The organism is Alishewanella sp. d11, from assembly GCF_049390205.1.
In the GTDB taxonomy this organism is placed as follows: Bacteria; Pseudomonadota; Gammaproteobacteria; order Enterobacterales; family Alteromonadaceae; genus Alishewanella.
In genome coordinates, this window is sequence record NZ_CP186547.1 from 2,590,010 (window position 1) to 2,601,513 (window position 11,504).

The 11,504-nt window shown below is 44.6% G+C and carries 12 protein-coding genes; 4 read left to right on the plus strand and 8 right to left on the minus strand.

Going from position 1 to position 11,504, the window contains the following annotated elements; genetic code table 11:
• Window position 1: 1 nt before the first annotated feature.
• Window positions 2–1,057: an efflux RND transporter periplasmic adaptor subunit gene (locus ACO1PK_RS11865; protein WP_423185831.1), complete on the minus strand. Its 1,056-nt coding sequence runs from the start codon at window positions 1,055–1,057 to the stop codon at window positions 2–4.
• A 219-nt stretch (window positions 1,058–1,276) separates the two neighbouring features.
• Here ACO1PK_RS11865 and ACO1PK_RS11870 point away from each other — a divergent pair, with 219 nt between their 5' ends.
• The 4 genes from ACO1PK_RS11870 (at window position 1,277) to ACO1PK_RS11885 (ending at window position 4,991) form a co-directional block, all read left to right on the plus strand.
• Entirely contained in the window at window positions 1,277–1,939 is a 663-nt protein-coding gene (locus tag ACO1PK_RS11870) for a DUF2982 domain-containing protein (protein WP_423185832.1), read from the plus strand.
• A gap of 57 nt (window positions 1,940–1,996) precedes the next feature.
• Window positions 1,997–2,332 (plus strand): hypothetical protein, encoded by a 336-nt coding sequence (locus tag ACO1PK_RS11875; RefSeq protein ID WP_423185833.1) that lies wholly within the window; start codon window positions 1,997–1,999, stop codon window positions 2,330–2,332.
• Between the two features lie 132 nt (window positions 2,333–2,464).
• Entirely contained in the window at window positions 2,465–4,117 is a 1,653-nt protein-coding gene (locus ACO1PK_RS11880) for a DUF342 domain-containing protein (RefSeq protein ID WP_423185834.1), read from the plus strand.
• A gap of 64 nt (window positions 4,118–4,181) precedes the next feature.
• The gene (locus ACO1PK_RS11885; RefSeq protein ID WP_423188210.1) at window positions 4,182–4,991 is read left to right on the plus strand and encodes a DUF2884 family protein; all 810 of its coding nucleotides are present in this window, start codon (window positions 4,182–4,184) and stop codon (window positions 4,989–4,991) included.
• 36 nt (window positions 4,992–5,027) lie between these two features.
• Here ACO1PK_RS11885 and ACO1PK_RS11890 read toward each other — a convergent pair whose 3' ends face one another.
• The 7 genes from ACO1PK_RS11890 to ACO1PK_RS11920 form a co-directional block, all read right to left on the minus strand.
• Window positions 5,028–6,080, minus strand: coding sequence for a succinylglutamate desuccinylase/aspartoacylase family protein (locus tag ACO1PK_RS11890; RefSeq protein ID WP_423188211.1), 1,053 nt, complete (start codon window positions 6,078–6,080; stop codon window positions 5,028–5,030).
• Between the two features lie 11 nt (window positions 6,081–6,091).
• Window positions 6,092–7,009 carry a 30S ribosomal protein S6--L-glutamate ligase gene (gene rimK / locus ACO1PK_RS11895; protein WP_423185835.1) on the minus strand — a complete coding sequence of 306 codons (918 nt, stop codon included), beginning with the start codon at window positions 7,007–7,009 and terminating at the stop codon, window positions 6,092–6,094.
• An 89-nt stretch (window positions 7,010–7,098) separates the two neighbouring features.
• Entirely contained in the window at window positions 7,099–8,448 is a 1,350-nt protein-coding gene (gene mgtE / locus ACO1PK_RS11900; RefSeq protein WP_423185836.1) for a magnesium transporter, read from the minus strand.
• Window positions 8,449–8,692: 244 nt separating this feature from the next.
• Window positions 8,693–9,835: a radical SAM family heme chaperone HemW gene (hemW, locus tag ACO1PK_RS11905; RefSeq protein WP_423185837.1), complete on the minus strand. Its 1,143-nt coding sequence runs from the start codon at window positions 9,833–9,835 to the stop codon at window positions 8,693–8,695.
• The gene (gene rdgB, locus ACO1PK_RS11910) at window positions 9,832–10,446 is read right to left on the minus strand and encodes an RdgB/HAM1 family non-canonical purine NTP pyrophosphatase (RefSeq protein WP_423185838.1); all 615 of its coding nucleotides are present in this window, start codon (window positions 10,444–10,446) and stop codon (window positions 9,832–9,834) included. The genes hemW and rdgB overlap by 4 nt, the downstream gene beginning before the upstream one ends.
• 10 nt (window positions 10,447–10,456) lie before the next feature.
• Window positions 10,457–10,912, minus strand: a complete 456-nt coding sequence (locus ACO1PK_RS11915; protein ID WP_423185839.1) for a DUF4426 domain-containing protein — start codon at window positions 10,910–10,912, stop codon at window positions 10,457–10,459.
• A gap of 33 nt (window positions 10,913–10,945) precedes the next feature.
• Complete coding sequence (locus ACO1PK_RS11920) at window positions 10,946–11,485, minus strand: YggT family protein (RefSeq protein WP_423185840.1); 540 nt, start codon at window positions 11,483–11,485, stop codon at window positions 10,946–10,948.
• Between the last annotated feature and the right edge of the window lie 19 nt (window positions 11,486–11,504).

Here is an 11,504-nt window from a genome sequence, read left to right on the forward strand (position 1 = left end):
ATTAACTCCCGATTTTTGAAATAATGGCGCCAGTCCGTACTTTTTGTACGCCTTCGACGATGACCTCATCGCCTTCACGAATACCTGACAAGACTTCTACCCAGCCAGGAATGCGTTGTCCTATAACCACTTCTTTCTGTTGCACGCGGTTTTCGGCGTCGACTAAAAACACATATTGACGGTTTTGTTGCGGCAACAAGGCTTTTTCTGAGATGCGCAGCACCTTGCGATTTTCTAATTGCAAACGAACATTTAACAGCATGCCAGGGCGGAGTTGTAAGTTGTCATTGGGGATCAAACCGTGAATCGTGACAGAGCGAGTGACAGGGTCAAGTCGGGTATCTATGGCCGATACCTGACCATAGAAGGGTATATTACCATAAGCGACATTTGTGACGGTAATGGGCATACCAACCGCTACCTCTGCCAAGTAACGTTCAGGAATACTAAACTCTACTCTAAGCTGTTGAATATCGTCTAAAGTGGTCAAAACTGTACCGCTACTCACATAAGCGCCTTGGCTCACTCTGCGCAGACCTAAATAACCTGCAAAAGGCGCCCGAATAGTCATATCATTAAGCTGTTGTCTCGCGATAGCAAGTTGCGCTTTACTACTATTCACTTTGCTTTGCTGTTCATCTAATAATGATTGCGCTGTCGCTTGCGTAGTTGCCAAATTTTTCAAACGGTCTAATTGCCGGCTTTGCTCAAGCATCACCGCTTCGAGCTCTGCGACCCTTGCTTGCTGTTGGACATTATTCAATCTAGCAATCACTTCGCCTTGTGCAACTTTTTTACCTTCACTAACATTAAGCTCAATTAAAAACTCACTGTTGGGTGCAATCAGCTGGATGGAGTTATTGGCAATGCCAGTTCCTATGGCATTTACTTCCCGACTCATAGCATGGCTTTCTACCACGGCTGTTTTAACGGCGACAGCTCCACCTGGACCTCGAGCCGTAACAGTGGATTGCTGAGACTGCCAATATAAATAACCAACAAAACCCAGTAATCCTATTAAAATAAACCAGATTAATCGCGAATGTAATTGAGCCAAGGGAACTCCAAAATAGTAAACAAAAAAGCACTGCTGTATTGTATGGAATTAACTTGCTTTCAGATTTCCTATTGTCGCAGTCAGGCGGGGATTGGTCGTATAACAGGCCGCAATAATCACCGTTACACCTGTAGAATTATGCTAAAGTTAAGATCTTAATGTTTGTAGTAACCGTTTATTACAAAACCAAACATTATAAGAAAAATCTTAGAGTGTACTATGAATACATTATCCTTTTCTGGTTCAGCCAGTCGTGGCGGTGCCCGCTTGCTTATTGCAAGTCTTGGCGGGATTGCTATTTTACTTCTTTACACTATTTTTCTCGCAAGTCATTTTAGCTGGTTATTAGCTATCGCTTATCTAGCTTGTTTTTTGGCTGCATTTATTGGTTGGGCAAAGCTCGCTGAACCTCGTTATAGTCTAGTTTGTGATGAAAAAGGTATCCATTACCATCATCGCGCAGGCAGCTGGTTGCTCCCATGGGATGCTTTTAGTTACAGCGCTGTACCGAGTGTTGCAGGGCAGGATTTAGCTTTTATTGGGTTTAAAATTACCAATTTTGATGTGATCCTGCAGCAAATACCCCTAAGGTTAGCTGTGCGTATTATGACAGAGCAGCGACCTCTCTATTTTGAAGCAATAAAACGAGGTTGTAATGATGGTAGGTGTGCTACTGAATTATTAAGTGAAAAAGATCGGTTTGTAACAGCAAATCATGAATATAATGGTGTTAAAGCGATTTTTGCGCAGCGTATGCAAAAGTTAGCAGAGTTATGTGGCATGGAATTGCTGGTACCTATTAATTCAGACAATGCCGACACTCATCACTGGTGTCAACAGATCAATAAGTTGCGTTTGGCGCAACGACACTCAGATGCCTAGACAGTTTTAACGCTGTGTATCATAATATGCTTAAATTACTAATATGGCAGGGCTGTAATGAATAGTTATGAAAAAGCCTTTCTGGTCAGTGGCCGGAATACATTAATTCATAAAAACAAAAAGTTAGATTTAGTTATAGTTAATGATGATGATGATCCAGCGATTATCGTAACTCGGCATGGCGTTAAGCGTTTTGAAGAGAGCATACCTGCTAGCCGTGCTGAAGCGAAAGAGCGGTACATGGAGCTTGTTGACGTATCAAGCGTGGATGTATTTGGTGAAACCAAAACATTGCTGTTTATTCAAGCGTTAAATAATAAAGAATATAAAGTAGATTACACTAAGCAAGATACAGATATGTTTATTCGCGTGCACCAAGACAATTACATCTAATCTGCGACTTACTTACTATAATTTTACTTTTTTTGCCCTGAAACTATTCAGGGCTTGCCTTTGTTTGGTTTTTTTGGTTCAGTAGTCATCTATTTAGCCCTTTTTTACGTGATGTAGTGGGTATAACTCTATATGCAATTTACTGAAATCGACGAAACAATAACCATAACAGTGTCGGTGTCGGCAGACGCGATAACCGCAGAGCAAATTCAATTAGCGCTACGTGATGCTGGCTTCGGCCGCTATCTTATTTTACAAGCACAACTTGATAATCTCTTAGCAGAATATCAGCAGCTGCAACAAAAAGTCACTGCTATGACGTTAGCTGCTAACAGTAAAGATTTATCTTACCCCATCGCTCAAAAACGCGCTGCACTGCTTAGTTTTGAAATCGCTGAAGATAAAATGAAAGCGGTCGCTTTTATTACAGCCGCTTGGGGAGGTAACCCTATATCAGCCAATGCTTTAGTAAAAGCCGCACAGGATATAGGAATTGTTTTTGGTTTTAGTAAAGACAATATTGTGCGTCTGGTGCAGGAAGCAAGTCGTGCAGAACCCGGTACACGTTTGAAAGCAGATATCGCTTTTGGCCGAGAGGTTCAGCATGGTAAGTCCTCTCATTTTGAACCTTTACTACCTGAAATGGTTGCGCGTCGTAAACAGCCTTTAGTGGATTCTGAGGCAAAAGCTGATTTAAGAGATTTTGGTGCTATTCCTGCCGTATCAGCAGGGGATGTATTAATGCGGCGCTTAGCGCCAACGCTAGGCGAGCCCGGCTTTACGGTGACGGGTGAAAGAACAGAACCTTCGCCGGGGGCGAGCATTGAATGGCAACTCGGTTCGGGGGTCGGTTTTGCGGTTAATGACGAGAACTTATTAATTGCTATTCAGGATGGTTTGCCGCGCGCCATCGAAAATGGCGCTACCGTTGACGAAGTATTTACAGTGAGCCAAGTGGATCTTACCTCTGGTCATATTGTGTTTAAAGGTTCAGTGGTGGTCACGGGTAATGTTATTGCCGGAATGAAAGTCATCGCTGGCGGCAATGTGTTTATTAAAGGGGTTGTAGAAGGCTCCTTAATTGAAGCCGGTGGGGATATTACTATTGGTGGCTCCATTATTGGTCATCAACTTGCCGCAGGGGAAGAGCAGGAATACAGTACCAGAATCAAAGCGCAGGGAGATATTTTTTGCAATATGGCCCAGTATACGGAGCTTGAGTGCAAAGGAAATATTTATGCAACTAAGTATTTAATGCATTGCGCTGTTGATGCCCATAGTGTTTTGGTTGGAACTGAAGATAAGATTAACGGTAAGGTTGTCGGTGGGTATTTTCAACTGGCACAAAATTTGAGTTGTGGGCAATTAGGTTCTCCTTCTAATGGTGTTGTCGTGGTTAAATTAAATCGACAACTTAACCCCATTATCGAACAACAATTATTGTTACGAGCTCAAGTCACAGAAGCAAAAGCTTTGATGGACGAGTTAAAGGAACAGATTGATAGTCAGAAAAAGTTACTTGCTGGTCAAGCCGATCCGCAATTAGTGATGTTTGAGCAAGAGTTTATTGCGCAGCGGCAGCTAGGTATGAAGTTATTGGAAGAGCTGCGTGAGCTAGAGGCACAACGGCAACAAATTTTACAAACCTTAGAAGTCAAAGTCACACAACAACTCTTCTCCGCAGTTGAGGTACATTTTGCCAACGAGTCTGTGCGCAGTCGTCGTGAATATGGTCCTTCTTCAATTAAAGTGCTGGAAGGGCATCCTGCTATTTCGCCTCTTTAATGCGCTAAGTGCGTTGATGCGACCAGCAGGAGGCAAGCTGCGGTAACAGGACGTGCCTTTATTGATGTTTTTTTCTATGCTATTAACTGGGTTTTCTTGTCGGATGGCTGCTGTGCCTTTGTATGTTGCTTTGCTATTATTTTTAGTTAGTTTGCCTGCTCAGGCTGATTGTAATATGGCGTTCCGTTATGGCGTGCTCATTTCACCTGAGCATATCCGAGTTATGCAAAACAATCGCACTTATGTGCAAATTAATCATGATCAGCAACTTTTTATTATGGGCGATTGGCATGAGTTGGACGACGAAGATCAGCGTTTATTGCAACTTTATGCCGAAGGCTTACGTAAATTTGTCCCCGAAATCGTTAGTTTAGCCGTTGATGGTGTAGAGGTTGGCTTATCGAGTATTGAAGCTATGTTAGTTGGTGTCGGCAATAAGTCGCAACAAGCTGAATGGCGAGCCTTGATCCGCGAAACTACCTTTCAATTTTTGTCACGCTTTGTGCGAACAGGTGATCATTTTTATTTAGCGCCGCAAAGTCTGGATGAATTAGATAACTTTCTTAATCGTGAGCTTAAGCCACAAGTCAATACCTTGGCTCGGCATACTGTTGGCGCGGTATGGGGCGCTTTACGTGATGCTTTGCGACAATCGGATAGTAATTTTGAGCGTCCAGAAACCCAAGATTGGCAATCGGTTAATCAGTTGATGGAAAAAATCACCTTGGGTATGGATGAAAAAATTGTTGAGTTAGAAGCAAAATCGGCCTTATTTTGCCAGCGCATGCGTGAGCTAGATCACATAGAAACTAAGCTACAACAACGAATTGCGCGTTTAGCTGAAATTGATGTTGTGGTAGATAAACCGGAATAAACGCCAGTCTTGTTAGTGATGTTTCCAATCAGAGATTCAAACTACACCATATTCGTCTGTTAGAGATAATGGCATAGCGTTATCAACTTCATCACTAATTGCATCCAAGGTTTTCTCCGCTTCTTCTAACGAACTCACTTCAGCAATATGAAATAATGCTTCTCCTTCATTGACTAAAGGCAGGTTGTTACGACCAATCACAACCCCGGCTAAGGTCGCGGTAATGGCAACTTCAAAATCGGAGTAGGGAGAGTAAATGTGTGCTAACAGATCGCCTTGCTGTACAGTTTGTCCGAGGCTTACATAGTAGCGCGCAATACCGTCATGCTCTGCCCGAACCCAGCTACTTTTCTTAGAGAATAACGATTGGGTTTTTACGCCTTTCTTCGCATGTGTCAACATGCCTAGATCTTGCATCACATTGACTATGCCGCGCACGCCAATTTTTATTGCTTGCTCATCAAAACGCAGCGCTTCACCGGCTTCGTACAGTAAAATGGGGATACCTAAGTTGTTGGCCGTACCACGCATTGTTCCTTCGCGGCTGGCGGCTTTAATGATAATAGGTGCATTAAATATTTCTGCCATACGCAAAGCGACTTTATCTTTCGCGCTCGCCCGTACTTGCGGCAAATTAGCGCGATGAATAGCGCCAGTGTGCAAATCTATGGCATGTGTACACTTGGTCAGAATGCTATTGGTAAATTGATAAGCCATACGGCTACCCAGCGAGCCTTTTTCACTCCCTGGGAAGCTACGGTTTAGATCGCGGCGATCGGGTAAGTATCGGGATTGCTGCACAAAACCATAGGTATTAACAATAGGAACTACAATTAAAGTACCACGCAAGCGATTTAGTCGAGGCACTTTTAATAAACGACGACAAATTTCCACGCCGTTGATTTCATCACCATGTAACGCTGCGGTGATCAGTAACACCGGGCCATTCTGGCGCCCATGCACCACATGAGCACCGATATTTAATTCCGTGTGGGTATAGAGTTTGCCAAAAGGAATATCCACTACAGCGCGGCTGCCTGCAAGAATTTGACTCGCGCCAAGTTGAAAAGGTGCGCGCTGCTGCGTGATAAGCCGAGTCATTAGCCGGTTCCTTTTGTTTTGATCTGACGTTTACTTTTAAAACTTGCGACTTGTTTTTCAAGGTGTGCAATGATCTGACCTGCGACATTTTTGCCGGTAGCGCCTTCAATACCTTCTAATCCAGGCGTACTGTTCACTTCCATTACGACAGGACCATGATTTGAACGCAATAGATCGACTCCAGCAACCGCAAGCCCCATGGTTTTTGCCGCAGCAATAGCTGTACTTCTCTCGTCCGGCGTTAAGCTAATTTTGCTAGCAGTACCACCACGATGCAGATTTGATCGAAACTCGCCTGCTTTGGCTTGGCGCTTCATGGCGGCGATAACTTTCCCTCCTACCACAAAACAACGGATATCAGCCCCATTGGCTTCCCGAATATATTCTTGCACCAGAATATGGGCATTTAGCCCCATAAAAGCATCAATCACGCTTTCGGCTGCAGTACGGGTTTCGGCTAAGACCACGCCAATGCCTTGGGTGCCTTCCAACAGTTTTATCACCAGCGGAGCACCGCCAACCATCTCAATTAAATCAGGAATATCGCCAGGCTTGTCAGCAAAACCGGTGACGGGTAAGCCTATGCCTTGACGCGCTAACAATTGTAAGGAACGAAGTTTATCGCGCGCGCGGCCAATCGCCACTGACTCATTTAGCGAGTACACGCCCATCATTTCAAACTGGCGCAGTACTGCCGTGCCGTAGAAAGTAATAGATGCACCAATACGAGGGATCACCGCGTCAAACCCTTCTAGTACTTCACCTTTGTAATGAATCGATGAATTGATGCGATTGATGTTCATATAACACATCAGGGGATCGATAACGCTTACTTCGTGACCGGCTAATACCGCCGCTTCAACAAGGCGTTTAGTAGAATAGAGTTCAGCGTTGCGTGACAATATCGCTATTTTCATAAAGACTCCTGCCTATAGCGCGTTTACTATAGACAACACACGGGAAATGGTGGAGCTTAATCACGTTCACTCCACCGGTAATATTGGTATTATGCCAGTAAAAATAGTGAGCCGAGCCCTAAAAACGTAAAAAAACCTACCACATCGGTTACTGTTGTTAAGATCACGGAGCCAGAGAGCGCGGGATCTATGTTCATCTTATCTAACCATCGCGGTATATACACGCCAGAGATCGCGGCAACAATGATATTGATCACAATCGCTAGACCGATAATGCCACCAATCAGCCAGTCGCCAAACCAGAAATAGGTGATCACCGCAATCACTATGGACCATAGCACACCATTAATGGCGCCAACCCCGATTTCCTTGCGTAACAAGGTCATATAAGTTTGCTCAGTGATCTGCTCGAGTGCTAAACCTCGGATCATCAAGGTGAGGGTTTGGCTACCTGCAATGCCCCCCATACTGGCCACAATAGGCATTAAGACGGCAAGGGCAACAACTTGTTGTAAGGTTGCTTCAAATAACCCAATAGTCCAAGCCGCTAAGAAAGCAGTTAATAAATTAATGCCTAACCAGATGGCTCGGCGCTTTGCACTAATAAAAATAGGCGCAAATAAGTCTTCTTCTTCATCTAAGCCTGCGGTGTGCATAAACTGGCTTTCAAGACTGCGACGGACATTTTCCAATGCCTCGCCGATAGACAGTCGACCTAATAATTTACCGTCGGCATCCACCACCGCCAACGCAGTGTAGCCTGAGCGTGCCACGATTTCAGAGCCTTGGTCTAAGTCAAGTTGGCCCTCAACTACGGGAGATTCTTCATCAATAAAACCTTCTATGGGCAAATGACTCGCCCGTCCCAGTAGGCTGCTGGCCTGAATTTGGCCGGCATAACGGCCGGTTCGATCAATCACGAATAAGGTGTCTTGATATTCTGCATCGGCGGGCACATTTTGAAACAACCGAATAGCATCTCGTACTTTAGCATTTTTATTCAGGATCAACAGATCATGATCAGCGTAACGACCACACTGGTCTTCATCATAGGTTAACGCCATTTCTAGCCAGCGACGCTGGCTGGCGTCAAGCCGCGAGCAAGCATAATCATATAAACGCTGCGGCAACTCCTCTAAAAGTTCAAGAAGGGCATCGACATCCATTTCTTCAACCAAGGTTTTTAACTGCAAATCGTCTAATTGTTTGAAGATATTTTCCCTAGCATCGACCCGCATATGGGTAAGTGCTTCGATTTGATCTTCTGGGGCTAAACCAAGCCAACAGTTAAGTCGTTGTTCTAGCGGCATAGACTCAAGTGCCAGCGCTAATTCCGCCGGCTCGAGTTCCGTCAAGCGTGTTAACAATTGATTAAATTCATCTTCGTCAAAGCTGTCTCGGACGATTTCTTCTAAATCAAGATGTTGGTTATCAACCATAGGGCATCCTTGTGAGTAATCGCAATATATTTCACCCTAACATATCTTTAAATAACAGCAAAAAAAGCTATTGCTATAAAAAAGTTTAAAGTCATTTGTCGCAGTATTTTTATTCTTTTAAACATCCCGAAGCAGAGCATAGTTTGTATTGCAATCTGATGTTATTCACGATGGGCAAACTTTGCCTATCCTTAAACAAAATACTCTGCTTTATTATTCTATCCTTTAAGTCGCGGCTAAGTAATTAAATAAACAGCGTTAATAAATCATTTAAATAACGAGCCCCTTTCGGGGTAACTTGCCAACTAGTCGCTTGTTGTGTCAATAATGCTTTGGCTAACGCCTCTTCAATAGGCTCAGTAATGCTGCTAAGGGGTAAGCCAGTAAAAGCGCCAAAATCGTTAATAGGACAAGGTTCAAGCAAGCGAAAGCGGTTCATAAAAAACTCGAAAGGACGATCCTCTGCGGCAACTTGTTGCTTTTCATCCAGATAACCGCGACTCAGATCCATATAGCCTTTAGGATGTTTAATCTTCACCGTACGTAAAATGCTATTGCGTGACGGTAGAGTAATTTTGCCATGGGCACCACAGCCTATACCTAAATAATCACCGTAGCGCCAATAATTAAGGTTATGCCGACATTGGTGACCCGCTTTACTGTAGGCAGAGGTTTCATACTGTTGATAGCCTGCCGCGGCTAGAACGGCCAGTCCTGCTTGCTGTATATCCCATAACATATCGTCTTCTGGTAACACGGGTGGGCGGGAAGCAAAAGCGGTATTGGGCTCAATGGTGAGTTGATACCAAGACAAATGCGGCGGATTTAAGGCTATGGCAGTGGCTAAATCAGCGAGGGCATCATCAACCGTTTGTCCAGGTAGGCCATGCATCAAATCTAAATTAAAGCTGTGAAGCGGTAACGTCGCGGCTAACTGTGCTGCAGTTTTTGCTTCAGCAGCATTATGGATCCGCCCCAAAGCACTTAATTGCGCAGCTTGAAAGGTTTGCACCCCGAGTGAGAAACGGGTAACCCCAGCGGCTACATAGCCAGTAAAGCGTTCGGCTTCAAAAGTACCAGGATTGGCTTCCATCGTGACTTCTAAATCTGCGCTGACAGCCAGCTCGTTTTTTACACCGTCTAAAATCTGTTTGATCCCAGCAGCACTGAAGACACTCGGGGTACCACCACCAATAAAAATTGTTTCAAGCTGTCTGCCCAATACTAAGGGTAAATCTTGGCGTAAATCGGCCAGTAAATGCGCGATATATTCTTGCTCTGGAATGCCTTGTTTTACGGCATGAGAATTAAAATCACAGTAGGGGCATTTTTGAATACACCAAGGGATATGAATATACAGTGATAACGGCGGTAATTGCAGGCTCAAGCGCGCGTTTCCTCTTGCTGCTGTAGGCGAAGTTGCTCTAGCAATTGTCTCAAGGCTTTACCTCTGTGGCTAAGTTGCTGCTTTTCAGCAGCGCTAAGTGCGGCAGCTGTTTTGCCCAGTGCGGGTAAATAAAACACCGGATCATAACCAAAGCCGCCTTCACCGCTGCGAGTTAAGGCTATTGCTCCGTGCCAACTGCCGTGACAGATTAGTGGCGTGGGATCGGCAGCATGTCTCAAATAAACCAAGACACAGTGAAATGCTGCTTGGCGCTGCTCAGCTGGCGTCTCGGCTAGCGCATCGAGTAGCTTGCTAATATTGGCGGCGTCATCACTTGGCTCACCAGCATAACGTGCTGAATAAATCCCTGGGGCGCCGCCTAAGGCGCTAACCGCTAGACCTGAATCATCCGCAATGGCGGGTAAGCCAGTAAGCTGGGCCGCATGTCTGGCTTTAATAATGGCATTTTCAACAAAGGTGAGACCGGTTTCGGCGGCATCGCTTACCCCGAGCTCAGTCTGCGGGATGATGGAGAGCGCAAAGGGGCTTAACATGGCCGAAAGCTCAGCCACTTTCCCTTTATTACCCGTGGCCAGTACAATTTTTTGCATGGGGTAGACCTTACTCGGTGTAGAGTTTTTGTTCAAAGTTCAGTTGCTGGCGCTTATTGCCTTGGCGAATATCTAAGCTAAAACGAAACTGCTCTTCATTACGAAATGGCATGACCGCAATGTAATAAATCGCATCGCCGTCTTTCACTTCCCGAAAGACTAAGTCGCGTTGTTGGCCCAGTAAGTTGCGGGCTATACCGCCAATTTGCACCGCTTGTGCTTGCTGGGTTTGACTCTCTAACACGGAGATATTAATGATGGCATTATTTTTATTGCGGCTTAGGTTCGTCGCTTTCGCTACTTGTGGCGTTAAAAAGGTTGAATTAAAGGCAATATAATGCACATCCCAGTCGCCTAGTTGTTGTTTTTGCTCGGCATAGGCATGGCTAGCGAGCAATAAACTCGCAAGCGACCATAGACTTAGGCTAATAAAGGTCAATAGCATTTGCTGAATAGGTGTGCGCATAGCTCGTTACTCCACTCAATACATAAATTGTTTTTATAAGCCGCGGAAAAAACCGCCTAATAAAATCTCGATAAATTTCAGGGCAATTAAGGCTACCAATACCGACAAATCTAAGCCACCCATTGGTGGTAGGATGCGCCGGATGGGGGCGAGAAAGGGTTCCGTCAGCTGTTGAAACACATATTCCATCGGGTTGCGGCCTTGGCTAAACCAGCTCATGATTGCTCTGATAAGTAAAACCCAGAAAATAAGACTAAGGGTCTCTTTCATCAGCAACAAGCCACCGAGAATAAAGCTATGGCCAATATGCACTGAGGGCATAAAGACGAATTGCAATACAATAAGTTTGGCTGTAGCAATTAAGTAAGCAAGCAACAACGTGGCAGTATCCAACTTGCCTAGACTTGGTAATACCCGACGCAAGGGTAAAACCACAGGATTAGTAACTTTAACAATAAATTGACTAAAAGGATTATAAAAATCGGCTCTAACTAGTTGTAGCCAAAAACGTAACAACATCACCATCAGATAGAGCGTAAAAACAGTGTGGATTAAAAAGTTTAGCGCTTCCATTAAGCAATCTCCGCGTAAT